The following is a 22,984-nucleotide window of genomic DNA, read 5'->3' as shown; positions in this document are numbered from 1 at the left end:
GCACCGGCGTCGCAGGTCAGCGGCCGGGGCGGACCGTCAGGTCGTTGATCTCGGCGTCCCTGGGCAGGTCGAGTGCGAGCAGGACGGTGTCGGCGACCGACTCGGGGTCGATGAACTTGCCGGGGTCGTACTCCTTGCCCTCCTGCTGGTGCACCTTGGCCTGCATGGGGCTCGCGGTGCGCCCGGGGTAGACGGAGCTGACCCGTACGCCGTTGCCGTGCTCCTCGTGGCGCAGCGAGTCCGCGAGGGCCTTCAGGCCGTGCTTGGAGGCGGCGTACGCCGACCAGCCCGCGTGGGCGTTCAGGCCCGCGCCGGAGTTGACGAAGACGACCTGGCCTCGGGCGGCGCGGAGCTGGGGCAGGAAGTGCCGGGTCAGCTCCGCGGGGGCGATCAGGTTGACGTTGAGCTGGTGGCGCCAGGACTTGGGGGTGAGGTCCCCGACGTCACCGAGGTCGACGACTCCGGCGATGTGCAGCAGCGAGTCGACGCGCTCCGGCAGGCTCTGGTGGGAGAAGGCCCAGGACAGCTTGTCCGGGTCGGAGAGGTCGCCGACCAGGGTGCGGGCGCCGGGGAACTCGGCGGCGAGTTCCTTGGCGCGGCCCGCGTCGCGCGCGTGCAGGACGAGTTCGTCCCCACGCGCGTGCAGACGGCGGGCGACGGCGGCGCCGATGCCGGAACCGGCGCCGGTGATCACATGAGTAGCCATGTGCGCCATGCTCGCATCAGCGGGCGGGCAGCGAGTTCTCCAGGTGGGCCAGCGCGGTGGCGGGCTCCTCGGCGAAGTGGACCAGCTCGGAGAGCGGGCGCGGCAGGAAGCCCTCCTCCTCCATACGGCGGAACTGCTGCTGGAGGCCGTCGTAGAAGCCCGCCGTGTTGAGCAGGACCACGGGCTTGTCGGTCTTGCCGTGCTTCTTCAGCTCCAGGATCTCGGTGGCCTCGTCCAGGGTGCCGGTGCCGCCGACCATGATGACCACGGCGTCGGCCTTGTCCAGGAGGAGCTTCTTGCGCTCGGCCAGGGTGCTAGCGACCACCATCTCGTCGGCGCCGGGCCGCGCCACCGCCGACAGGAACTCGACGGAGACGCCCACGAGCCTGCCTCCGGCCTCCTGCACGCCGTCCGCGACCACCTTCATCAGACCGGAGTCGGAGCCGCCCCAGACCAGGGTGTGGCCGCCCTTGCCGATCAGTTTCCCGAACTCCCGCGCGGGGCGCGTGTAGCGCTCGTCGAGGTCGGCGGCGGAGAGGAAGACGCAGATATTCATGCCGCCCACGGTACGCGGGAACATCGGCGCCGCCGCCAGTGCTTTTCCGGTATGGCCGATGGACACACGATCACGATCGAAAAGGGCGAGCAGCATGTGCGCGTCGTACACGACGGCCAGGTGCTCGCCGAGACCGACCGACCTCTGGTACTGCGCGAGACGGGCTGTCCGCCGCGCTACTACCTCCCCGCCGAGGACGTCCGCCTGGACCTGCTGACGCCCTCGGAGACCCATACCTTCTGCCCCTTCAAGGGGACCGCGTCCTACTGGTCGCTGCCGGACGCGCCCGACCTGGTGTGGGCGTACCCCGACCCGAAGCCGGAGGTGGCCGAGATCCTGGACCACTACTGCTTCTACACGCCCGAAGTGTCGTGACCTCGGATGCCGCCGCCGTGTCGTGACGGACGAGTACGGCGCGGTACGGCAGTCTCCACGGGCATGGACAAGAAGACGACTTCCGCCGACGGGACCTCGCTCGCCTACCAGGTGACGGGCGAGGGGCCCACGGTGATCCTGGTGAGCGGCGCGATGTCCACCGGGGGCACGCTCGCGCCCCTGGCGCTGCGGCTCGCGGAGCGGTGCCGGACCGTCGTCTACGACCGCCGGGGGCGCGGCGCGAGCGGTGACACCCCGCCGTACGCGGTCGAGCGCGAGGTGGCGGACCTGGCCGCGCTGCTCGCGGCGGTGGGCGGCGAGGCGGCCCTGTTCGGGGTGTCCTCGGGCGGCGCGCTGGTGCTCGAGGCGGCGGCGAGTGGGCTGCCGGTGAGCCGGGTCGGGGTGTACGAGGTGCCGTTCGCGGACTTCCTGGCGGGCGGCGCCGAGCAGCAGGCGGTCTACGCGGCGAACCTCTCGCGCCTGCTGGAGGCGGGGCGCCTGGGCGACGCGGTGGAGCTGTTCCTGCGGCTGACCGGGCTCGCGGAGCAGATGATCCAGCGGGCCCGGCAGTCCCCGATGTGGCCCGGCATGGAGGCGGTCGCGCCGAGCCTCGCCCATGACGCCGCCGTCCTGGGCGACGGACTGATCCCGCTCGCGCGGCTGGCCGGGATCCCGGTGCCGGTGCTGTCGGTGGCGGGCGGGATGAGCCCGGCCTGGATGCGGGAGGCGGCCCTGGCGGTCGCGGACGCGGTGCCGGACGGCACGTATCTGGAGCTGGCGGGCCAGACCCACATGATCGAACCGGCCGCCCTGGCACCGGTGTTGACGACCTTCTTCACGGAGTGACGCGGCGCGGAGAGACACGGCACCGAGTGACGCGGGCCGCTCCGTGAAGGGTCAGACCGCCGCTGCCGTCGCCCGCGTCGTGGCCGCGATCGTCGCCGAGCCGACGACGCGCGTGCCGTCGTACAGCACGATCGCCTGGCCGGGGGCGACGCCCCGCACCGGCTCGGTGAAGGTGACGCGCAGCTCGCCGTCCACCAGCTCGGCGTCGACCTCGGTCTCGCCGCCATGGGCGCGCAGCTGGGCGGTGTAGGTGCCGGGGCCCTCGGGGGCGGCGCCGCACCAGCGGGGCTTGATCGCGGTGAGCGCGGTGACGTCCAGGGCGGCGGCCGGGCCGACCGTGACGGTGTTGGTCACCGGGGAGATGTCCAGGACATAGCGCGGCTTGCCGTCGGGGGCCGGGGTGCCCAGGCGCAGGCCCTTGCGCTGGCCGATGGTGTAGCCGTAGGCGCCCTCGTGGGTGCCGAGGCGGTTGCCGTCCTCGTCCACGATGTCGCCCTCGGCCTTGCCGAGCCGCTGGGCGAGGAAGCCCTGGGTGTCGCCGTCGGCGATGAAGCAGATGTCGTGCGAGTCGGGCTTCTTGGCGACGGCCAGGCCCCGGCGCTCGGCCTCGGCGCGGATCTCGTCCTTGGTAGTGACGGTGTCGCCGAGCGGGAAGAGGGCGTGGGCGAGCTGGCGGTCGTCCAGGACGCCGAGGACGTACGACTGGTCCTTGGCCATGTCGGAGGCGCGGTGCAGCTCGCGGGTGCCGTCCTCGCGGACGATCACCTGGGCGTAGTGACCGGTGCAGACCGCGTCGAAGCCGAGCGCGAGCGCCTTGTCGAGCAGCGCGGCGAACTTGATCTTCTCGTTGCAGCGCAGACAGGGGTTGGGGGTGCGCCCGGCCTCGTACTCCGCGATGAAGTCCTCGACCACGTCCTCGCGGAAGCGGTCGGCGAGGTCCCACACGTAGAAGGGGATGCCGATGACGTCGGCGGCGCGGCGGGCGTCGCGGGAGTCCTCGATGGTGCAGCAGCCCCGCGCTCCGGTGCGGAAGGATTGCGGGTTCGCGGAGAGCGCGAGGTGGACGCCGGTCACGTCGTGCCCGGCTTCCGCGGCGCGCGCGGCGGCGACGGCGGAGTCGACACCGCCGGACATGGCGGCGAGGACGCGGAGGGGGCGCTGCGGGGTCTCAGTCATAACCCTTCCAGGGTACGGGGCGCGGGAACCGCCGACGCCGGGAGGCCGTTGAAGATCACAGGGGGATCGCGACGGCGGGAGGCGGGGGCGGCATGGGTGACGGGGACCGGCGGCTGGGGCGGCGGGCGCTGCTGATCGGCGGCGCGGCGGCGGCCGTGGGCACGGCGGCGCTGGCCCGCGAGGAGCTGTCGCATCTGTGGTGGCGGCTGCCGGGCGTGGAGCGGCCCCGGGTGGCCGGGGCGGTGGACTTCAAGGGCGCCCGCTGGGTGGCGGCCTCGCCGGGGAACTACCGCCGCGCGGACCGCCCCGACGACTACGCGGTGGACCGGGTCGTCATCCACGTCACGCAGGGCGGCTACGCCTCGGCGGTGAAGGTCTTCCAGCAGGCGGGGTACGGCGCGGCGGCGCACTACATCGTGCGCGGGGACGGCCGGATCACCCAGCTGATCCGCGAGCTGGACGTGGCCTTCCACGCGGGCAACCGGTCGTACAACGAGCGCAGTGTGGGCATCGAGCACGTCGGCTTCGTGGACGACGCCTCGTCCTTCACGGACGCGATGTACGCGTCCTCGGCCCGGCTGACGGCCCGGATATGCGCGCGGTATGGCATGAAGCCCGACCGGGAGCATGTCATCGGGCATGTGGAGGTGCCGGGGACGGACCACACGGATCCGGGGCCGCACTGGGACTGGGACCGGTACATGAAGCTGGTGCGCGAGGCGGGCGCCCAGGCCGGTCGGGCCCGGGGCTAGACGGTCCGGCTCGCCGCTAGGGTCTTTCGTTTGGATCAGGCTGGATCAGGGAGCGGGGTCTGGTGCCGTGCATCGCAAGGCGGAGGAGGGCGTCATGGCGGAGCCATGGCAACCGACGACAACGCGGCGAGGCGCGGTGCCAGACCCCGCGAGCCCGGCCTGATCCAAACGAGAGGCCCTAGGTCAGCCCGGCCGCGCGCGCCCGTTCCACCGCGGGGCCGATGGCCTTGGCGACGGCCTCCACGTCCTCGTCGGTGGAGGTGTGGCCCAGCGAGAAGCGCAGGGTGCCGCGCGCCAGGTCGGGGTCGGTTCCGGTGGCGAGGAGGACGTGGCTGGGCTGGGCGACGCCCGCCGTGCAGGCGGAGCCGGTGGAGCACTCGATGCCCTGCGCGTCGAGCAGCAGGAGGAGGGAGTCGCCCTCGCAGCCGGGGAAGGTGAAGTGGGCGTTGGCGGGCAGCCGGCCGCCGGGTGCCGGGTCGCCGCCGAGGATCGCGTCGGGGACGGCCGTGAGCACGGCGTCCACCAGCCGGTCGCGCAGGGCGCCGATCTCGCGGGCGAACCGCTCCTGCTGCTCGGCGGCCACGCGTCCGGCCACCGCGAAGGAGGCGACGGCGGGCACGTCGAGCGTGCCGGAGCGGACATGGCGCTCCTGTCCGCCGCCGTGCAGCACGGGGACGGGGCTGTGCTCGCGGCCGAGGACGAGGGCGCCGATGCCGTAGGGGCCGCCGATCTTGTGCCCGGAGACGGTCATCGCGGCCAGCCCGGACGCGGCGAAGTCCACCGGTACCTGCCCGAACGCCTGGACCGCGTCGGCGTGCAGCGGTACGCCGAACTCGGCGGCCACGTCGGCCAGTTCACGGACCGGCATGATCGTGCCGATCTCGTTGTTGGCCCACATCACGGTGGCCAGGGCGACGTCACCGGGGTTGCGGGCGATGGCCTCGCGCAGCACCTCGGGGCTCACCCGGCCGTGGCGGTCGACGGGCAGGTACTCGACGACGGCGCCCTCGTGCTCGCTCAGCCAGTGCACGGCGTCGAGGACGGCGTGGTGTTCGACGGGGCTGGACAGGACGCGGACGCGGGCGGGGTCCGCGGCGCGGCGGGACCAGTACAGCCCCTTGACCGCGAGGTTGTCGGCCTCGGTGCCGCCGGAGGTGAAGACGATCTCGCTCGGCCGGGCGCCCAGCGCCTCGGCGAGGGTTTCGCGGGACTCCTCGACCGTGCGGCGGGCCCGGCGGCCGGAGGCGTGCAGCGAGGACGCGTTGCCGGTGACGCCCAGGCGGGCGGTCAGCGCCTCCGCGGCCTCGGGGAGCATCGGGGTCGTGGCGGCGTGGTCGAGGTAAGCCATGGTGACGCCGATTCTACGGCGGACCGGGGCCCGCTCTCCGAGCGGCGGGGGCGGCTGGGCGTACGGACACCCCGGCCGGGGTCGCCGCCGCCTTGGTACGCCGGTGTCACAGGCTGCGGAGCCCTGGTGCTGCGGGCTCCCGGAGCGCCCGTGTCACAGGTTCCAGGACACCGTGTGGGACAGCTGCATGGCGACGGCCAGGACCACCAGGTCGGCCACGCCCAGGGCCATGCCGAGCCAGGCCCGGCCGGGGCGGGAGGTGCCGCGCCACAGGGCGACGGCGGCCAGGACGACGGAGACCGGGCCGAGGACGAGATTGAGGGCGAGCAGGCCGAGGAGGCCGAGGACGAAGGAGGCCACCGCCATGCCGTCGGCGTCCCGGGTGCGCGGGGCGGCCTCGGCGGGTCGGACGGCCGGTGCGGTGAGTCGCATGGTGCTCAGCTCCTACGGATCGTGACGGGCGGTCAGTCGGTGGAGTGGTGGCGCCTGCGGCCGTGGTACTCGCGGAGCGCGAAGATGCCGAGCCAGGCGGCGATGAGGACGGCGACGGCCGCGGAGACGGGCAGCGGCGCGTGGGCGACGGTGCCCAGGACGACACCGAGCAGCATCAGCGCGGCGACGAGGAACAGCATGGGATCAGATCCCCCCTCCGAGTCTGGGTGAACAGTTGTAGTAACAGTTGTTCACTGACACCGAGTTTAGCGCGCCGCACGACTTTCCAAATAGAGAGAACAGTTGTTAACTGGATGACATGAGTCACACCCTCGGCGCCCGGCAGGCCCAGAAACAGAGGACCCGTCAGGCGTTCATGGACGCGGCGCTCACCCTGCTGGAGGAGCAGAGCCTGAGCAGTCTGGGGCTGCGCGAGGTGACCCGGGCCGTCGGCGTGGCCCCGACCGCCTTCTACCGGCACTTCCGCTCCACCGCCGATCTCGGTGTCGCGCTGGTCGGCGAGGCGCTGGGAAGTCTGCACCCGATGGTGCGCCCGACGGTCGCCGCCGGGGACGACAGCGAGGAACGCATCCGCCGCGCCGTCGAGTTGATCGCCCACCATGTGGACACCTATCCCGCGCACGTCCGCTTCATCGCGCGCGAGCGGCACGGCGGGGTGAAGGCGGTGCGCGAGGCGATCCAGGCCGAACTGGCCCGGTTCGCCGAGGAGGTGGGCTCCGAACTGGCCTCGGACCCGCAGACCGAGGGCTGGGCCGAGGCCGATGTGCTGATGCTCGCCCACCTCTACGTGGACCAGATGCTCATCACCGCCTCGCTGTTCCTGGAGTCCCAGGACGGCCCCCCGGGCGAGCGGGAACGGGTGACCCGGCTCGCGACCCAGCAGCTGCGGCTGATCTCGCGGGGCAGCAGGCACTGGCTGGACTGAGGCCCGACTTCCTTCGGGATCACGCCTGTTCGCCGTACAGCTCCAGCACCGAGCGCGCTCCCCGCAGGAGTTCGGCGCGGGCCTCGGGCGGGTCCAGGATCTCCACCTGGTCGGAGAAGCCCAGGAGTTGACGCACCGCGCGCAGCACGGGGTAGGTCAAGCGGGCGGTGACCCACTCCTCCTCCCCCGCGTCCAGCGGGAGTTCGGCCAGCTGGGGGCCCGCGATGCGCCGGAAGAGGTCCAGGCGTTCGCGGCGCACCCGCACCGTGACGTCGATCGCGCCCTCAGGGCGGTCCTCCACCTGGCGGCGCAACACCTCCCAGACATCGGCCAGTTCGACGCCCGAGCGGCGCCGCACCGGATCGTCGAGCAGCCGGGCCGCGCCGACCCGGTCGGCCCGGAAGAGCCGCGGCCTGGCCCGCCGGTCCGCGACCAGGTACCAGACCCCGGCCTTGGCGACCAGGCCGTAGGGGTCCACCGTGTAGGTGCGCGGCTCCCGTTGCCCGCTGTGCCGGTAGCGCAGCCGCAACCGCCGGTCGCGGAACACCGCCTCGCGCAGCACCTCCAGATCGACGGCCGCCTGCGGTCCGCCGCGCCAGCGCGTGGCGTCCACCAGGACGCGGCGGCTGGCGAGTTCGGCGGCGGGCCGGTGCGGTTCGGGCAGCGCGGCCATCACCTTGCGCAGGGCCGAGCCGAGGGCGGCGTCCAGACCGAGCGCGGCGTGCGCGCCCTCGGCGGCCAGGATGAACAGCGCGCGGGACTCGTCGGCGGTGAGCCCGGTGACGTCCGTACGGAAGCCCGCGAGGAGTTCGATCCCGCCGTGCCGCCCGCGCTCGGCGTACACCGGGACTCCGGCGGCGGACAGCGCCTCCACGTCCCGGTACACCGTGCGCACCGACACCTCCAGCCGGGCGGCGAGTTCCCGCGCGGGCACCCGGCCCCGGGTCTGGAGCAGCAGCAAGATCGACAGCAGCCGGTCGGACTTCACGGGCTCAGGATTGCGCCGACCGGGGGACGCGCACAAATGTTGACGGAATCTGTCAGGTTTTCCGCCGATGCTCGCTCCATCCACTCAGCGAGAGGCACACCATGACCACCACCGCTTTCACCGACCCGCGCCCCGTCTACGACCGCGCCAGCGAGCAGGCGGCCCGCCTGATCTCGGCGGTACGGCCCGATCAGCTCGCCCTGCCCACGGCGTGTACCGAGTTCGACGTGCGCGCGCTGCTGGAGCACGTCGTCGACGGCACCCGGGGCATCGCCGCGATCCCCGGCGGCGCGGCACCCGCCCCGGGCGGCCGGTCCGCAGGAGAGGTCGCCGACGACGGCTGGGGCGCCGCCTACGACGAGGTGCGCACCCTGATGCTCAAGGCGTGGGACGACGACGACCTCATGACGCGGGCGGTCCGGGTGCCGTGGGGCGAGGTCCCCGGCCACGCGGCCCTCGCGGGCTATGTGATGGAGATCGCGGCCCACACCTGGGACCTGTCCGACGCGCTCGGCCACCCCATCGCGCTCGACCCGGAGGTGGGCGCGTTCGCGCTCGCGGTGGCCGAACGGCAGCTCCCGGACTCGCGTCCGCGCGCGGTGCTGCCGTTCGGGGAGCGCCGCCCGGCCCCCGAGGGCGCCGACGCCTACGGGCGCCTGGCTGCGTGGCTGGGCCGCAGGCCGGTCAGCCGAGCCTGACGCGGGCGAGCTGGCGGGACTGGGCGACGAGCCGGTCCTCGCTGTCCCAGACCTCGGCGTCCTCCTCCAGGAAGCCTCCGGCCAGGTTGCGCGTGGTGATCGACACCCGCAGCGGGCCGGGGGCCGGGCGCCTGCGGACGTGGACGGTCAGCTCGACGGTGGGCACCCAGCCGGTCAGCCCGATCTCGAACGCGGTCGGCGGCAGCGCGTCCACCGTGAGCAGCAGCGAGAGCGGGTCGGCGTCGCGGCCGTCGGCCAGCCCGAACCAGGCCCGCATCTCGCCCTTGCCGGAGGGCGCGCCGAGCGCCCAGCCGAGGGTCGAGGGGTCCAGCTTGAGCATGAGCCGGTCGGTGATGGCCGAGCTGCCCTCGACCGGCGCCGGACCGTCCTCGGGCCCGAGGCACCGCTCCAGCGGCGGGATCACGGGCGGGACGGCGGTGGTGCGCACGTCGTCGGGGAGGGCACCGAGGTCGCCGTAGGAGGCGAGGACGCGGATGCGCTCCACCTCGTTGCCGTCGGCGTCGTACTGGAACAGCGACGCCTGGCCGGTGGAGAGCGTGCGGCCGGTGCGGACGGTCTCGGTGCGTACCACGGCGGGCCCCGGCTGGGAGGCCGTCAGATAGTGCGCGGAGATCGAGAACGGGTCGGGGTGCGGCAGGGTGTCCGCGAGGGCCCGGCCGAGGACGGCCAGCAGATAGCCGCCGTTGACGGCGTTGATGATGGTCCAGCCGGCCGAGAGGTCGATGTCGTAGACGCCGGGCTCGCGGCGGACGACCGCGGTGTCACGGTCGAACTCGCTGTCGCCGATGAGGGCCGCTGCGGCGGGTACGGAAGCTGCTTCTGGCATGGGTGAACCGTACAACAACACATTACTAAGCAGTAGCTTTGGATGTTGCGGCCAGATGACAAGATCTTTGCGCCCCCGGTCCGGCTACTCCTCCATGACCGTCGAGCGGCGGTTCCAGGCGCGCGGCGCCCGCCAGTGGTACTTCATCGCCAGCAGCCGCAGCACGAAGGCGGTGACGGCGGCGACCCCGCTGGTGACGGGGGTGAGGGCGTCGTAGCGGATGCAGAGCACCACCATGGTGGCGCCGACGATCGCCGGGACGGCGTACAGGTCGCGGTCCCAGCGCAGCAGCGAGGGCACCTCGTTGGCGAGCACGTCACGCAGCACACCGCCGCCGACGGCGGTGGCGAGGCCGAGGGTCGCGGAGGCGGTGAGACCGAGGCCGTAGCTGTACGCCTTGGTCGTGCCGGTGACGCAGAAGAGGCCGAGACCGGCCGCGTCGAAGACGAGCACCGCCGACTGGATGCGCTCGACGTGCGGATGCAGGAAGAAGACCACCACGGCGGTGAGCAGCGGGGTCACGAAGTAGCCGAGGTCCGTGAAGGCCGCGGGCGGCACGGCCCCGATCATCAGATCACGGAACAGCCCCCCGCCCAGCGCGGTCACCTCGGCCAGCACGGCGATGCCGAAGATGTCGAAGTTCTTCCGGACGGCCAGCAGCGCGCCGGAGATCGCGAACACGAAGATGCCGATGACATCCAGCGTGTGCTGAACGGAGGGACTGAAGAGTTGCTGGATCTGCACCCTGCCATTCTCACCTGGCGAGGGGCGCGCGCCTTGCAAAGCCAGGCCCGGGCCGGGAACGCGAACGGCCGCCGCGCGTGCGGCGGCCGTTCGGTGTCACGTTCCGGTGCGGTCCGGGGTCACTTCCCGGTCTGCTCGGGGCTCTCGGGCTCGGACTTCGCCTCGGAGACCTCGGCGTCCGAGGTCGTCTCGGCGTCCGTGGTGGCCTCGGCCGCGACCTCCGCCGCCACCGCCGCCGACGTCTCCGCCGACTCCTCCAGGACCGTCTCCGGGACCAGCTCCGAGGCCGCCTTCGCCGCGGTCAGCAGGACCACGTCCTGCGGGGCCTGGTCGGCGAAGTTCTCCGGGTGGTGGCAGGCGACCCGCTGGCCGGGACGCAGCTCCTTGAGCAGCGGCTCGGTCGTCTTGCAGATCTGCGTGGCCTTCCAGCACCGGGTGTGGAACCGGCAGCCCGACGGCGGCGCGATGGGCGAGGGCACGTCGCCGCGCAGCAGGATGCGCTCGCTCTTGGCGCCCTGACGCTTGGGGTCGGGGACCGGCACCGCCGACATCAGCGCCTTGGTGTACGGGTGCATCGGCGACTCGTACAGCGAGTTGCGGTCCGCCAGCTCGACCATCTTGCCGAGGTACATCACCGCGATCCGGTCCGAGACGTGCCGGACGACCGAGAGGTCGTGCGCGATGATCACGTACGTCAGGCCCAGCTCGTCCTGGAGGTCGTCCATGAGGTTGACGACCTGGGCCTGGATCGACACGTCCAGCGCGGAGACCGGCTCGTCGGCCACGACCAGCTTCGGCTTGAGCGCGAGCGCGCGGGCGATGCCGATGCGCTGGCGCTGGCCGCCGGAGAACTCGTGCGGGTAGCGGTTGTAGTGCTCGGGGCTCAGACCGACCAGCTCCAGGAGGCGCTGGACCTCCTTCTTCACCCCGCCCTCGGGCGTGACGTTCTGCAGCCGGAAGGGCGCCGAGACGATCGAGCCGATGGTGTGACGGGGGTTCAGGGAGCCGTACGGGTCCTGGAAGATCATCTGGATGTCGCGCCGCAGCGGCCGCATCCGTCCCGTGCTGAGCCGGGTGATGTCCTGGCCCTCGAAGGTGATCTTTCCGCCGGTCGGGTCCTGGAGCCGGGTGATGACCCGGCCCATGGTCGACTTGCCGCAGCCCGACTCGCCGACCACGCCCAGGGTCTCGCCCTTGCGCACCTCGAAGTCGATCCCGTCGACGGCCTTCACCGCGCCGACCTGGCGCTGGAGAATGCCCTTCTTGATCGGGAAGTGCTTGGTCAGGCCCTCGACCCGGAGCAGCACGTCGCTGTCGGCCGCCCCGGCCTCGGAGGCCGCCGGACGCGGGATCGCGGCCCCGCCGATTTTCTTGGTCTCAGTCACAGCTTCGGCGCAATCTCTTCGGTCCAGATCCGCTCACGGTCCTCGGCCGAGAGGTGGCAGGCGGTCCAGTGCCGCCCGGCGTCCACCAGCTCCAGCTCGGGGCGCACGGTGCGGGTGACGTTCCCCTTGGGGATGTCCGCGTACGGGCAGCGCGGGTTGAAGGCGCAGCCCGAGGGGATGTTGATGAGGCTCGGCGGCTGGCCCTTGACGGGGATGAGCCGTTCCTCGGTCACCCGGTCGATGCGCGGCATCGAGCCGAGCAGGCCCCAGGTGTAGGGGTGCTGCGGCTTCTCGAAGATCTCGTCGACTGGGCCGCGCTCCACGCACCGGCCGCCGTACATCACCAGCACGTCGTCCGCGATCTCGGCGACGACACCGAGGTCGTGGGTAATCATCATGACCGCGGAGCCGAACTCCTTCTGCAGGTCCCGGATCAGGTCCAGGATCTGCGCCTGCACGGTCACGTCGAGCGCGGTGGTCGGCTCGTCCGCGATGAGCAGCTCGGGGTTGTTGACCAGGGCCATGGCGATCATGGCACGCTGGCGCATACCGCCGGAGAACTCGTGCGGGTAGCTGTCGACGCGCTTGCCGGGCTCGGGGATGCCCACGCGGTCCAGCATCTCGATGGCGCGGGTGCGGGCCACCTTCTTGCTGACCTTGTGGTGGACCCGGTACGCCTCCACGATCTGGTTGCCGATCGTGTAGTACGGGTGCATCGCGGACAGCGGGTCCTGGAAGATCATCGCCATCTCGCGGCCACGGAGCTTGCGCACCTCGTCCGGGGCGGCGGAGACCAGTTCCTTGCCGGCCAGACGGATCTCGCCGGACATCTGGACGTTCTTGCCGCGCGCGCCGAGCCGGTGCAGGCCCATGATCGCCAGCGAGGTCACCGACTTGCCGGAGCCGGACTCACCCACGACGGCGAGGGTCTTGCCCTTCTCCAGCGAGAAGGTGAGCCCGTCGACGGACTTGACGATGCCGTCGTCGGTCGGGAAGTGCACCTTGAGGTCGCGGACCTCCAGGAACGCCTCGGAGGCCTTGCCGGAGGAGGCCGAGGGCTCCTCCACGGCGGCGCCGGTCTTGGAAAGTTCGGTCACGAGAGCCTCACGCGCGGGTCGGCGGCCGCGTACACCACGTCCACCAGGAGATTTGCGATCACGACGAAGAAGGCGGCGAGCATGGTGACGCCGAGGATCTTGGGCAGGTCGTTGTCGGTGATGCCCTGCACCGCGTACTGGCCGATGCCGGGCAGCGAGAACACCGACTCCGTGATCACGGCACCACCGAGCAGCAGACCGATGTCCATGCCGAAGACCGTGATGATCGGGGTCAGGGCGGCCCGCAGTCCGTGCCGGAACACGACCCGCTTCTCCCGCAGACCCTTGGCGCGGGCCGTGCGGATGAAGTCCTCGTTCATCGTCTCCAGCATGCCCGAACGCGTCAGGCGCGCATAGATGGCCGAGTACAGCAGGGCCAGCGAACACCACGCCGGGAAGAGGGTGTTGGCCCACTGGCTGGGGTTGGTGGTGAAGGGGACGTAGTCCTCACCGAAGATCGGCAGCTTGTAACGGAAGAGCAGGATCGCCAGGTTGCCGGTGAAGAACATGGGGAGCGAGACGCCCGCCAGGGCCACGCCCATGAAGGTGCGGTCGAGGAACGAGCGCGGGCGCAGCGCCGAGATGACACCGGCCACCACACCCGAGACCAGCCACAGCACGGCAGCGCCGATGGCCAGCGAGAGGGTGATCGGAAGGCGCGAGGTGAGCTCCGGCCAGACCGCCTGGTGAGTCTTGAAGGAGTAGCCGAAGCACGGTGCCGAACAGTGCACCGTGGTGGGGCCGAGGTCGTAGGTCGCGCCGGCCACGATCCCCTTGATGAAGTGCCAGTACTGGATGTAGACAGGCTGATCCAGACCGAGGTTGTGCTTGACCGCGGCGATGTCCGCCTTCGACGGGCTCTTGCCGATGTACTGCTGCGCCAGCTGATCCGCTGTCTGGCCGGCGAGCCGTGGCAGCAAGAAGAAGATGGCGAAGGTGACCGCGGAGACGACCAGCAGCAGGATCACTGCCGCGAACGTCCGGCGGAGGATGTACGAGATCACGGGGACCGGCGCTGGTGCCCGCGGGCTGTAGACCCGCGGGCACCAATGCCTTCACCTGCCTTCCGGGGCTGCTACTTCTGGTTGGAGCCGATGTTGAGGTAGTCGTACTGACCGCTGAAGGCAGCAGTGGAGACCAGGTTGGTGTTGTTGTACGGGCGGGCCAGCAGGACCTTGAAGTAGGTCAGCGGGACGATGACCGCGTCGTCCATGGCCTTCTTGTCGATCTCGGCGTAGAGGCCGTTGCGCGCGGCTTCGTCCGGCGTCGCGATCGACTTGCCGAGCAGCTTGTTGACGTCCTTGTTGTCGTACTGCGACAGGTTGGTGTTACCCGAGGCGCCGATCGCCGAGCCGTTCAGGATCTGCTGCAGGAAGCCGTAGCCGGAGGGCCAGTCGGCACCCCACTGCATCATCTCCAGGCCGATGTTCTGCTTCTCGGTGAACTTCGGCACGCCCGCGTAGTCGGTGAAGTACTTGCCCGACGGGTACGTCTTGAGGGTGGCGTCGATGCCGACCTTCTTCAGCGAGGCGATGATCGCCGTGGCGGCGTCGACCTCCGGCTGACGGTCGGTGCGCGCCGAGATGTTGGTGCTGATCTTCGTCTTGCCGCAGGCCTTCAGCTGCTCCTTGGCCTTGGCCGCGTCACCCTTGTTGCCCGCCGTCGCGTAGGCGTCGGCCTTCTCGTAGCCGGTGATGTCCGGAGGCAGGACGGTGGTGGCGATGTCACCGCGGATCGGACCACCGAGCGCGGTCTGCACCGACGCCTTGTCGATCGCGTACTGGACGGCCTTGCGGCACTCGGGCTTGTCGAACGGCTTCACCTTGGTGTTGATCGCCATGTAGACGAGGCGGCCACCGTAGGTGTTGTCGCTGTTGGCCTTCTTGTCCTGGTCGGACAGGATCTGGGCCTGGGTCGAGGACTGGACACCGGTACCGGCGAGGTCGATCGCCTTGCCCGCGAGGACGTCCTTGTCGATCGTGTCCTGGTTGACCTTCAGCTTGACGACGATCTTGTCCGGCAGCTGCTTGCGCAGCGGGTCGGTCTTGGCGTCCCAGTTCTTGTTGCGGACGAGGACGGCCTGCTTGCCGTCGTCGTAGCTCTGGAACTGGTAGGAGCCGGAGGAGACGATGTTCTTGACGTAGTCGACGCCGTTGTCCTTGGCCTTCGGCACCGGCGCGGTCTGCGGCGCGGCGACCAGGTAGTCGAACTCCTGGAAGGCCTGCTTCAGGTGGAAGACGATCGTGGTGTCGTCCGGCGTCTCGATGGAGGACAGGCCCTTGTCGCTCTTGTCCTTGTAGGGGCCCTTGTACTTGCCGCTGTCGGCCAGGAAGATCTGGAAGTAGTTCGGGCCGAGGGAGAGCACGTCACGCGCGAAGTTGGAGCGCTCGACGGCGTACTTGACGTCCTTCGACGTGATCGCCGTGCCGTCCTGGTACTTCAGGCCCGAACGCAGCTTGTACGTCCAGGTCTTGCCGCCGTCGCTCGGGACGCCCTTGCTGGCCGCGAGGTCGGGGACCAGGGTGTTGCCCTTCTCGCCCGCGGCGGGCTGGAAGGTCATCAGCGGGCGGGCCCACAGACGGCTGAGGTTGTACATGTACGCGTAGTACGTGTTGCCGGGGTCGAACGAGTCCGGGACGTCGCCCAGTTCGTAGGTGACCGTCCCGCCCTTCTTGTCCGAGGCGTTGACGACACCCTTGGTCGCGGCGTTGGCCGGGGCCGACTTGGCGTCGTTCTTGTTGGAATCTGCCTTGCTGCAGCCTGTGACGAGCAGGCTCGCGGACCCGAGGACCGCGATAGCGGCCAGCGCTGACCTTCGCATAATGGGCGCTTTCCCCTTCAGAATCGGAAACTTGATTGGGCTCTCCGCGGCAGACGTCAGCGGCTGCGCGGGTCGAGAGCGTCGCGGAGACCGTCACCGAGCAGGTTGAACGCCAGGACAGTCACGAAGATGGCGAGACCGGGGACGATCATGTACTGCGGATCGACCTCGTAGAAGCTCACCGCGTCACGGAGCATGCCGCCCCAGGACGCCTGCGGGGGCTGGATGCCGACGCCGAGGAAGCTCAGAGAAGCCTCGAACAGGATGTTGGTCGGGATGAGCAGCGTCGAGTAGACGATGATCGGGCCGACCAGGTTCGGCATCAGCTCGCGGAAGAGAATGTACGGGCCCTTGGCGCCCATGCCGCGCGAGGCGTCGACGAACTCGCGCTCGCGCAGGGCGAGGGTCTGGCCGCGCACGATGCGGCCGAGGTAGGGCCAGTTGAAGAAGCCGATGACGAAGATCAGCACGCTCAGGTGCAGCGGCAGGCCGGTGAGGCCGAAGGCGCCGCCCTGGAGGGTGGCCGAGATCGCGATGGCGAAGAGCAGCAGCGGGAAGGCCAGGAAGGTGTCCATCAGGCGGCTGATGATCGAGTCCACCCGGCCGCCGTAGAACCCGGCGACGACACCGAGGATGGCGCCGATCACGTTGGAGAGGACCGTCGCGCCGAAGGCGACCACCAGCGAGACCCAGGAGCCCTCGAGGATGCGGGTCGCGATGTCACGGCCGAACTTGGGGTCCACACCCAGCGGGTGCTCCAGGCTCATGCCGCCCCAGCTTCCCTTGGGGAGGGAGGTGTTGGGGTCGATCAGGTCCTGGTGAAAGTTGTTGGGATCGAGGCCGAAGGCGGCCTGGATCGGACGCGCGAGCACCGCCAGCACGACCAGCAGGATGACGATGACGGCCCCCGCCACGGCGGCCTTGTCCTTCTTGAACCGCGTCCAGGCGATCTGTCCGAGAGAACGACCCTCGATCTTCCCCTTGCCGGCGCCGTCGAGCACAGCTTCCGGCTGTACTTCGGCTGCCGCCCCGGTGGTCTCGATCGGTGCGGTCACAGTGACCCGACCCCTCTCGCCGGTGGTGACCGGCCTGTGCCTGCCGCGGATTGCGGCTATGTCGACTTGCACTCGAACACAAGGTCTCCACCTCGTGTTCTATTCGGGAGTCTTCAGCGTCGTCGCGATCACCCGCCAGCCCTGACGGGGAATGGATGCGCAACCGTGATCCACCGAAGGGGGTTTCCGTTACCCGATCCACGGGTAACCATCTTCGAATGGTGGCCAGTTGGGACACACTGGCAATTCCACGCGGTTGGGTGGGAACCGCACACGCGCGCATGCGTCCTTGTGTTTCCGGGACGTTAATTTTGCCCGGGGAAAACCAAAGGCCCTCCGGGGAGGGCCTGTTGCTCAGTAGCTGCCGCGCACCGGTGGATAGCCGTACCCGGCGGCGGGCGCCTGGGGCCGTACGGACGGCGGGAGTTGGGGCTGAGCGGCGACCGCGTGGGCCTCCCGGTCGTAGAACGGGCGCGCGTTGGCGCGCATCCACATCACGACCGGGTCGTAGTCGTCGGTCATCGCGACGGTCGAGACGGGCAGCCCGTCGGGGACCGCGCCGATGGACTGCTGCATCATCGCCCGCACCGAGTCGACCGCCGCCGGGGTCGTCTCGTACACGTCCAGGCCGATGGCGAGGTAGGGGGCGCCGAGCGCGGGCTGCACCCAGGCGCGGCGCAGCGAGCGCAGGGCGGGGGTGCGGTGGGCGTTCTGCGCGAGCAGGGCGTAGAACGCCGGTACCTCGATGGCGGGTTCGGACATGCTGAGGGGCCCCGCGGGCTGGCGGTCCAGGCCCGTGGCGATGCGGCGCAGGTCCAGCCAGGGGATGCCGACGCCGCCGCCGGGGGCGTGCGGGTTGAGCCAGAGGCCGTAGTGGTCGGGGTAGAGGGTGCGGGCCACGTCCAGGCCCTCGGCCACCTCGTACGACCGGCTCCAGCCGCTGGCCGACAGCTCCTGCGCGGAGGTCACACAGGGGGCGTAGCCGAAGCCGTCGACCTCCATGGTCCCGTACTGCGCGTCCGGGGAGCCGGCCTGGCCGTGCCAGAGCAGCATCCAGATCTGGCCGGTCGAGGGGGTGGCGAGGGCGCGCAGCAGTGCCTCGTACGCGTCGTAGCGTCCGGGGGTGACCTGGCGGAGTGTGTGTTCGACGCCGGCGCTCGGGCTCGCGCTCACCTGTCTTACCGCCCCTTCGATTCTTGCCCCAGTGTGGAGGACAGCTTAAGCGGCGATCGCCGTGATCCCCATGGAGGACTAGTTGCCGGACTGGTGGAAGGGCCGCACGTTCGTCTTCAGCCACTCGGCCACCGGGTCCTCGGTCACGTCCAGGAGGACGAGGTTGACCGGCCAGGGGGGCGGGGACTGGGTGAGGGCGCGCTCCAGGGCCGCCAGCGGGCGGGCGCGCAAGTCGCCTTCCCACTGGGAGAGTTCGACGCCGATGAAGAGGACCGGGTCGGCCGTCTCGATGGCGGCGAGGCAGCGGCGGGCCGTGACGACGACGCCCGTGGCCGCGAACTCGGCGGAGGCGGCGGTGAGGAAGTCCACCGGGTCCTCCTGCCAGTCGGGCTCGAAGAGCCGGACGCGGGCGCCGCTCGCGGGGCCGTCCAGGGCCGTGCGGTCGGCGCGGCACAGCTCGGCCACCGCCTGGGGCGGCAGCGGCAGGCCCACCACGCCACCGGGGTTGAGCACGAGGCCCACCTGCGGCGGCAGTCCGCGCGCGAACTCCACGGCGGGGGCGACGGTGAAGGAGAGGTGGGCGCCCGGCGACTGGCGGAACTGTTCCTCGGAGCTGAACACCGGGACATACGCCTGGCCCTCGATCTCCACGGTGGGCAGGTCGAGCGAACCGCTCTGCGGTCCGCCGCCGTTGGGCAGCGGGATCCACAGGAAGCCGCGGGAGAGGACCTCGACGATCCGGGCGCCCGCCGAGGGCACGCCGAGGGAGGCCGAGAGCACCTCCTCCAACTCGTTGCCGGGCCAACCGCCGTGCGGGTGGGGGTGCGTCTGTGCCGGGAAGTCCGCGGGAAAGTCCGCCGGGAAGTCCATGTTCCTACCGCCTGCCGGGAAAACCATGCTGTGGTGCAGAAGGCTATCCGGTGCGGGCGGCGGACCTCACGCCGCGAAGTCGATCCGGCGCAGCCCGTCCGCCGAGGCGCGGTCCAGGAGGACGGCCGAGGCGCAGCCCGGGGGCAGTTCGCCGCGTTCGATCGCGCGCAGCAGCCGTCCGGTGGCGTGCCGGTGCCGTCCGAAGGCGTACCGGGAGACGCCCCGGCCGCGCTCGCGCTGGCCCTGGCGGGCGGCCTCGGCGCCGACGTCGAGCAGGACCAGATGGAGGGCGGCGCCCCTGCGGCGGGCCTCGCGGGCGAGCCAGGCGCGCACCCAGGGCTGGGTGCCGCAGTCGTGGACGACGACGCCCTCGCCGGTGGCCAGCGCGCGGCGCAGTCCGGCGTAGTGGGCGAGGCGGACCAGGGGGCGGTAGAGGGCGTACGGCAGACCGGACAGGCGGGTCTGCCAGCGGTCGCGGGTGTCCTGGGAGTCGATGCGGCGGCCGGGGACGGCGCGGTGCATCAGGGTGGACTTGCCGCTGCCGGGCAGGCCGGTGACGACCACCAGGTCCCGGGGGCCGAAGCGGAGTGTGCGGGGTCCGCCGCCGGGGCGTCCGCGCAGGTCGCGCACGAGGGGGGCGGGGTGGGCGGTGACCGGGCGTTCCCGCGTCGGGGCTGCGGGCTGGCGCGGCACCGCCAGGCCGGTGGTGGCGTACGCCGGAGTCCTGTTCACCGTGATCGTCCTCCCCTTGGGTTCGGTCATCCCTTGCCCATCGAATGTAAAGAGAAGGTAATGCGGCAACGCGGTGGTTCCGTGTCCGTACTGCCACGGTCCGGTCACAGGCGGCTGCCCCTTCAGCGGTGGCGCCTGCCGTGCGATGATGTGGCCGCCAACTGCATACCGGCCGCTTGAATCCGCGCGGGAGAGTCCCTGGCAGTACGTCTGCCGGGGCGCCGAAGGAGCAAGTCCCTCCCTTGAATCTCTCAGGCCCCGTTACCGCGCGGGCGAGGCACATCTGAAAAGCGGGCCGCTGCCGTCAGTGGCTCCACCCAAGGTGCAAACCGTGACCGTGCGGGTCATGGCGAACCTCTCAGGTTCCGATGACAGATGGGGAGGAACGTTCCTCGCCCCATCCCCCGTTGCCCTGGGAGACGACCGACCGATGAGCAGCACCGAACTCCGTCACACCGCGCTCGACGCCGTGCACCGCGCGCTCGGCGCCACCATGACCGACTTCGCCGGCTGGGACATGCCCCTGCGCTACGGCTCCGAGCGCGACGAGCACCTGGCGGTGCGCACCCGCGCCGGTCTCTTCGACCTCTCGCACATGGGCGAGATCACGGTGACCGGCCCCGACGCCGCCGCGCTGCTGAACTACGCCCTCGTCGGCGACATCGCCTCGGTCGGTCCCGGCCGCGCCCGCTACACCATGATCTGCCAGGCCGACGGCGGCATCCTGGACGACCTGATCGTCTACCGGCTCGGCGAAACCGAAGCCGCTTCTCCCGAATACCTGGTCGTCGCCAACGCCTCCAACGCCCAGGTCGTCCTCGACGCGCTGACCGAGCGCGCGGCGGGCTTCGACGCCGAGGTCCGTGACGACCGCGACGCCTACGCGCTGCTCGCCGTCCAGGGCCCGGAGTCCCCGGCGATCCTCAAGTCGCTCACCGACGCCGACCTGGACAACCTGAAGTACTACGCCGGGCTCCCCGGCACCGTCGCGGGCGTCCCCGCGCTGATCGCCCGCACCGGCTACACCGGCGAGGACGGCTTCGAACTGTTCGTGAAGCCGGAGCACGCGGTGGAGCTGTGGCAGGCGCTGACCAAGGCGGGCGAGGCGTCCGGCCTGGTCGCGTGCGGTCTGTCCTGCCGCGACACCCTGCGTCTTGAGGCGGGCATGCCGCTGTACGGCCATGAGCTGACCCGGGAGCTGACCCCGTTCGACGCCGGTCTCGGCCGGGTCGTGAAGTTCGGCAAGGAGGGCGACTTCGTGGGCCGCGCCGCGCTGACGGAGGCCGTCGAGCGCGCCGAGCAGAACCCGCCGCGCGTCCTGGTCGGCCTGATCGCCGAGGGCCGCCGGGTGCCGCGCGCCGGGTACGCCGTCGTCGCGGGCGGCGAGGTGATCGGCGAGGTCACCTCCGGCGCCCCCTCCCCCACCCTGGGCAGCCCGATCGCCATCGCCTACGTGGACGCGGCGCACGCGGCGCCGGGCACCGAGGGTGTCGGCGTGGACATCCGGGGCAGCCACGAGCCGTACCGGGTCGTGGCGCTGCCGTTCTACAAGCGCCAGAAGTAGCCGCACAGCGCCGCACGCCCTCGCTGCCACGTCGGCGTGACCCTGCGCACATTTTCCCCGCTCATCAGCGGTTTACGTCCCCTTCGTCCGTCCAGCACGCCCTCGCGTACAGGAGAATTCAGGTCATGAGCAACCCGCAGCAGCTGAGCTACACCAAGGAGCACGAGTGGCTGTCGGACGCCGAGGACGGCGTCTCGACGGTCGGCATCACCGAGCACGCGGCCAACGCGCTCGGCGACGTGGTCTTCGTCCAGCTCCCCGAGGTCGGCGACACGGTGACCGCGGGCGAGTCCTGTGGCGAGCTGGAGTCCACCAAGTCGGTCTCGGAGCTGTACTCGCCGGTCACCGGTGAGATCACGGAGATCAACCAGGACGTCGTCGACGACCCCGCGCTGGTGAACTCCGCGCCCTTCGAGGGCGGCTGGCTGTTCAAGGTGCGCGCCGCGGAGAAGCCCGAGGAGCTGCTCTCCGCCGACGAGTACACCGCCTACACCGCAGGCTGAGGAGCCGGAGCCGTATGACTGACGTCCTGAACACGCCCCTGCACGAGCTGGACCCCGAGGTCGCTGCCGCGGTCGACGCCGAGCTGCGCCGCCAGCAGTCCACCCTGGAGATGATCGCCTCCGAGAACTTCGCGCCGCTCGCGGTGATGGAGGCGCAGGGCTCCGTCCTGACCAACAAGTACGCCGAGGGCTACCCGGGCCGCCGCTACTACGGCGGCTGCGAGCACGTGGATGTGGCCGAGCAGATCGCCATCGACCGGGTGAAGGAGCTGTTCGGCGCCGAGTACGCCAACGTCCAGCCGCACTCGGGCGCCTCCGCGAACCAGGCGGCGCTGTTCGCGCTGGCCCAGCCCGGGGACACCATCCTGGGTCTGGACCTCGCGCACGGCGGCCACCTCACCCACGGGATGCGGCTGAACTTCTCCGGCAAGCAGTTCAACGTGGTCGCCTACCACGTGGACGAGGAGACCGGCCTGGTCGACATGGCCGAGGTCGAGCGCCTGGCCAAGGAGCACCGCCCCAAGGTGATCATCGCGGGCTGGTCGGCGTACCCGCGTCAGCTGGACTTCGCGGAGTTCCGCCGGATCGCGGACGAGGCCGGGGCGTACCTGTGGGTCGACATGGCGCACTTCGCCGGTCTGGTCGCGGCGGGGCTGCACCCGAACCCGGTCGAGCACGCGGACGTGGTGACCTCCACCACGCACAAGACGCTCGGCGGCCCGCGCGGCGGCATCATCCTCGCCAAGAAGGACTTCGCGAAGAAGCTGAACTCCTCGGTCTTCCCCGGCTTCCAGGGCGGCCCGCTGGAGCACGTGATCGCGGCCAAGGCGGTCTCCTTCAAGGTCGCGGCCTCGGAGGACTTCAAAGAGCGCCAGCGGCGTACGGTGGAGGGTGCCCGTATCCTCGCCGAGCGGCTGACCGCGCCGGACGCCCGCGCGGCCGGGGTGAACGTGCTCTCCGGCGGCACGGACGTGCATCTGATCCTGGTGGATCTGCGGGAGTCGGAGCTGGACGGGCAGCAGGCCGAGGACCGCCTCCACGAGGTGGGCATCACGGTCAACCGCAACGCGGTCCCGAACGACCCGCGGCCCCCGATGGTCACCTCGGGTCTGCGGATCGGCACGCCCGCGCTGGCGACCCGCGGCTTCACGGCCGAGGACTTCGCCGAGGTCGCGGACGTGATCGCGGAGACGCTGAAGCCGTCGTACGACGCGGAGGCGCTGGCCGCCCGCGTGCGGGCGCTGGCCGACAAGCACCCGCTGTACCCCACGCTGGGCGCGTAGTACCCCGAAGTTCACCCGGGTGCCCCGCCCACCGTCCCGTGGGCGGGGCACCCGTGCTCTGCCGGCATCACTTTTGTACTTGTTCGT

At 71.0% G+C, this 22,984-nt stretch carries 25 protein-coding genes and 1 riboswitch; of the genes, 8 read left to right on the top strand and 17 right to left on the bottom strand.

Annotated elements, in window-relative coordinates:
* Positions 1-16: 16 nt before the first annotated feature.
* Both B079_RS0104865 and B079_RS0104860 read right to left on the bottom strand, forming a co-directional pair.
* Positions 17-715: an SDR family oxidoreductase gene (locus B079_RS0104865; protein WP_078495833.1), complete on the bottom strand. Its 699-nt coding sequence runs from the start codon at positions 713-715 to the stop codon at positions 17-19.
* A 7-nt stretch (positions 716-722) separates the two neighbouring features.
* Positions 723-1,262 (bottom strand): TIGR00730 family Rossman fold protein, encoded by a 540-nt coding sequence (locus B079_RS0104860; RefSeq protein WP_026248362.1) that lies wholly within the window; start codon positions 1,260-1,262, stop codon positions 723-725.
* Between the two features lie 51 nt (positions 1,263-1,313).
* Between B079_RS0104860 and B079_RS0104855 the strand changes: the two genes are divergently transcribed.
* Together B079_RS0104855 and B079_RS0104850 are read left to right on the top strand one after the other, a co-directional pair.
* Positions 1,314-1,637 (top strand): DUF427 domain-containing protein, encoded by a 324-nt coding sequence (locus B079_RS0104855; protein ID WP_018544656.1) that lies wholly within the window; start codon positions 1,314-1,316, stop codon positions 1,635-1,637.
* A gap of 63 nt (positions 1,638-1,700) precedes the next feature.
* Entirely contained in the window at positions 1,701-2,483 is a 783-nt protein-coding gene (locus B079_RS0104850) for an alpha/beta fold hydrolase (RefSeq protein ID WP_018544655.1), read from the top strand.
* A 51-nt stretch (positions 2,484-2,534) separates the two neighbouring features.
* Here B079_RS0104850 and mnmA read toward each other — a convergent pair whose 3' ends face one another.
* Positions 2,535-3,659, bottom strand: a complete 1,125-nt coding sequence (gene mnmA / locus B079_RS0104845) for a tRNA 2-thiouridine(34) synthase MnmA (protein WP_018544654.1) — start codon at positions 3,657-3,659, stop codon at positions 2,535-2,537.
* Positions 3,660-3,751: 92 nt separating this feature from the next.
* Here mnmA and B079_RS0104840 point away from each other — a divergent pair, with 92 nt between their 5' ends.
* A complete protein-coding gene (locus B079_RS0104840; protein ID WP_018544653.1) occupies positions 3,752-4,411 on the top strand; it encodes an N-acetylmuramoyl-L-alanine amidase in 660 nt (219 codons plus the stop codon).
* A 178-nt stretch (positions 4,412-4,589) separates the two neighbouring features.
* On the opposite strand, the gene B079_RS0104835 is transcribed toward B079_RS0104840, so the two are convergent.
* The 3 genes from B079_RS0104835 to B079_RS35430 all read right to left on the bottom strand — a co-directional run bounded on the left by B079_RS0104835 (position 4,590) and on the right by B079_RS35430 (position 6,391).
* On the bottom strand, positions 4,590-5,759 hold the full coding sequence (locus B079_RS0104835) for a cysteine desulfurase family protein (protein ID WP_018544652.1): 1,170 nt from the start codon (positions 5,757-5,759) through the stop codon (positions 4,590-4,592).
* A 153-nt stretch (positions 5,760-5,912) separates the two neighbouring features.
* On the bottom strand, positions 5,913-6,191 hold the full coding sequence (locus B079_RS0104830) for a hypothetical protein (protein WP_018544651.1): 279 nt from the start codon (positions 6,189-6,191) through the stop codon (positions 5,913-5,915).
* Positions 6,192-6,223: 32 nt separating this feature from the next.
* Complete coding sequence (locus B079_RS35430; RefSeq protein WP_018544650.1) at positions 6,224-6,391, bottom strand: hypothetical protein; 168 nt, start codon at positions 6,389-6,391, stop codon at positions 6,224-6,226.
* Between the two features lie 119 nt (positions 6,392-6,510).
* On the opposite strand from B079_RS35430, the gene B079_RS0104820 reads away from it, so the two are divergent.
* Positions 6,511-7,137 (top strand): TetR family transcriptional regulator, encoded by a 627-nt coding sequence (locus B079_RS0104820; RefSeq protein WP_026248361.1) that lies wholly within the window; start codon positions 6,511-6,513, stop codon positions 7,135-7,137.
* 19 nt (positions 7,138-7,156) lie between these two features.
* On the opposite strand, the gene B079_RS0104815 is transcribed toward B079_RS0104820, so the two are convergent.
* Entirely contained in the window at positions 7,157-8,125 is a 969-nt protein-coding gene (locus B079_RS0104815; protein WP_018544648.1) for a helix-turn-helix transcriptional regulator, read from the bottom strand.
* A 101-nt stretch (positions 8,126-8,226) separates the two neighbouring features.
* On the opposite strand from B079_RS0104815, the gene B079_RS0104810 reads away from it, so the two are divergent.
* Positions 8,227-8,823 (top strand): TIGR03086 family metal-binding protein, encoded by a 597-nt coding sequence (locus B079_RS0104810; RefSeq protein WP_018544647.1) that lies wholly within the window; start codon positions 8,227-8,229, stop codon positions 8,821-8,823.
* On the opposite strand, the gene B079_RS0104805 is transcribed toward B079_RS0104810, so the two are convergent.
* From B079_RS0104805 to B079_RS0104760, 10 genes are all read right to left on the bottom strand, one after another.
* Positions 8,810-9,670, bottom strand: coding sequence for a thioesterase family protein (locus B079_RS0104805; protein WP_018544646.1), 861 nt, complete (start codon positions 9,668-9,670; stop codon positions 8,810-8,812). The two genes, B079_RS0104810 and B079_RS0104805, sit on opposite strands and share 14 nt — an antisense overlap.
* An 84-nt stretch (positions 9,671-9,754) precedes the next feature.
* A complete protein-coding gene (locus B079_RS0104800) occupies positions 9,755-10,414 on the bottom strand; it encodes a TRIC cation channel family protein (protein WP_018544645.1) in 660 nt (219 codons plus the stop codon).
* Between the two features lie 119 nt (positions 10,415-10,533).
* Entirely contained in the window at positions 10,534-11,799 is a 1,266-nt protein-coding gene (locus tag B079_RS0104795; RefSeq protein ID WP_018544644.1) for an ABC transporter ATP-binding protein, read from the bottom strand.
* Positions 11,796-12,896, bottom strand: a complete 1,101-nt coding sequence (locus tag B079_RS0104790) for an ABC transporter ATP-binding protein (RefSeq protein ID WP_018544643.1) — start codon at positions 12,894-12,896, stop codon at positions 11,796-11,798. The genes B079_RS0104795 and B079_RS0104790 overlap by 4 nt, the downstream gene beginning before the upstream one ends.
* Positions 12,893-13,900 (bottom strand): ABC transporter permease, encoded by a 1,008-nt coding sequence (locus B079_RS0104785; protein ID WP_018544642.1) that lies wholly within the window; start codon positions 13,898-13,900, stop codon positions 12,893-12,895. Before B079_RS0104785 ends, B079_RS0104790 begins: the two co-directional genes overlap by 4 nt.
* 71 nt (positions 13,901-13,971) lie before the next feature.
* A complete protein-coding gene (locus B079_RS0104780) occupies positions 13,972-15,717 on the bottom strand; it encodes an ABC transporter substrate-binding protein (RefSeq protein ID WP_018544641.1) in 1,746 nt (581 codons plus the stop codon).
* 56 nt (positions 15,718-15,773) lie between these two features.
* Positions 15,774-16,772 carry an ABC transporter permease gene (locus B079_RS0104775; RefSeq protein ID WP_026248359.1) on the bottom strand — a complete coding sequence of 333 codons (999 nt, stop codon included), beginning with the start codon at positions 16,770-16,772 and terminating at the stop codon, positions 15,774-15,776.
* Between the two features lie 354 nt (positions 16,773-17,126).
* Positions 17,127-17,945 carry an enhanced serine sensitivity protein SseB C-terminal domain-containing protein gene (locus B079_RS0104770; RefSeq protein WP_018544639.1) on the bottom strand — a complete coding sequence of 273 codons (819 nt, stop codon included), beginning with the start codon at positions 17,943-17,945 and terminating at the stop codon, positions 17,127-17,129.
* 78 nt (positions 17,946-18,023) lie between these two features.
* Complete coding sequence (locus tag B079_RS0104765) at positions 18,024-18,815, bottom strand: enhanced serine sensitivity protein SseB (RefSeq protein ID WP_018544638.1); 792 nt, start codon at positions 18,813-18,815, stop codon at positions 18,024-18,026.
* A 66-nt stretch (positions 18,816-18,881) separates the two neighbouring features.
* On the bottom strand, positions 18,882-19,547 hold the full coding sequence (locus tag B079_RS0104760) for an AAA family ATPase (protein ID WP_018544637.1): 666 nt from the start codon (positions 19,545-19,547) through the stop codon (positions 18,882-18,884).
* Between the two features lie 177 nt (positions 19,548-19,724).
* Positions 19,725-19,824: riboswitch (glycine riboswitch) on the top strand.
* 153 nt (positions 19,825-19,977) lie between these two features.
* On the opposite strand from B079_RS0104760, the gene gcvT reads away from it, so the two are divergent.
* The 3 genes from gcvT (at position 19,978) to glyA (ending at position 22,897) form a co-directional block, all read left to right on the top strand.
* Positions 19,978-21,111 (top strand): glycine cleavage system aminomethyltransferase GcvT, encoded by a 1,134-nt coding sequence (gcvT, locus tag B079_RS0104755; RefSeq protein ID WP_018544636.1) that lies wholly within the window; start codon positions 19,978-19,980, stop codon positions 21,109-21,111.
* 125 nt (positions 21,112-21,236) lie between these two features.
* A complete protein-coding gene (gene gcvH / locus B079_RS0104750) occupies positions 21,237-21,614 on the top strand; it encodes a glycine cleavage system protein GcvH (RefSeq protein ID WP_018544635.1) in 378 nt (125 codons plus the stop codon).
* Positions 21,615-21,628: 14 nt separating this feature from the next.
* Positions 21,629-22,897, top strand: a complete 1,269-nt coding sequence (glyA, locus tag B079_RS0104745; RefSeq protein WP_018544634.1) for a serine hydroxymethyltransferase — start codon at positions 21,629-21,631, stop codon at positions 22,895-22,897.
* The last annotated feature ends 87 nt before the right edge of the window (positions 22,898-22,984 follow it).

It is taken from the genome of Streptomyces sp. LaPpAH-108 (assembly GCF_000373625.1).
GTDB lineage: Bacteria > Actinomycetota > Actinomycetes > Streptomycetales > Streptomycetaceae > Streptomyces.
This window is presented reverse-complemented; position numbering and strand designations above follow the sequence as displayed.